Origin of the sequence: Gordonia sp. i37 (assembly GCF_002043085.1) — a bacterium.
GTDB lineage: Bacteria > Actinomycetota > Actinomycetes > Mycobacteriales > Mycobacteriaceae > Gordonia > Gordonia polyisoprenivorans.
Genome location: NZ_MVPX01000701.1, coordinates 1 through 533, shown reverse-complemented (window position 1 = coordinate 533; position 533 = coordinate 1). Strand labels below are relative to the sequence as shown.

The 533-nt window shown below is 59.1% G+C and carries 1 protein-coding gene; it reads right to left on the bottom strand.

Features of this window, described 5'->3' with window-relative positions; genetic code table 11:
- Positions 1–353: 353 nt before the first annotated feature.
- A partial coding sequence (locus B1964_RS30830; RefSeq protein WP_216354317.1) for a hypothetical protein occupies positions 354–533 on the bottom strand: 180 nt, incomplete at its 5' end.

Below are 533 nucleotides of genomic sequence, written 5' to 3'. Positions count from 1 at the left end.
CCCGCCAGCCTCACACTGGCCATCAAGATGTCCGGGAAACGGGGTCAACCCCAAACTCTGTCATCGACAACCTTGCGTGGCTACCGTCAGATGTAGCTCGCGCCATCTGCTATCGGAGGCCGTCCTCCGACCAGCGGTTAGGTGTAGTAGGTATCAGCACGCGGCGGCTTCTTTCCCTCCGAGAGATTGCCAACTCTGCCAACAATTCAGCCCCGTTGTGGTACACGGAGATACTTCGAACCGCTGATGCAATACCGCTGTCGCCATGCAATTTACCTTCCCGAATGTGGGCACCGGTCGTCCACAATCACCCGCCCACAACAGTGTCCGCCCAGAACTTACTTCCTCTTACATCAGTAATCTCGTTGGCCGCGCTCGGACACCCCGGACGGCCAACCACGCACCGCAATGCGTTCGGCATCTGGCAGGTCCCCGATAACCGGTCCAGGCAGTTCTAGAGCCAGCTCCTTGTTGTGATCGTCAGTCGATCTCGCAGCCCACGGGGTGATGTTGGTGGGTGCATCCGGCAGCGT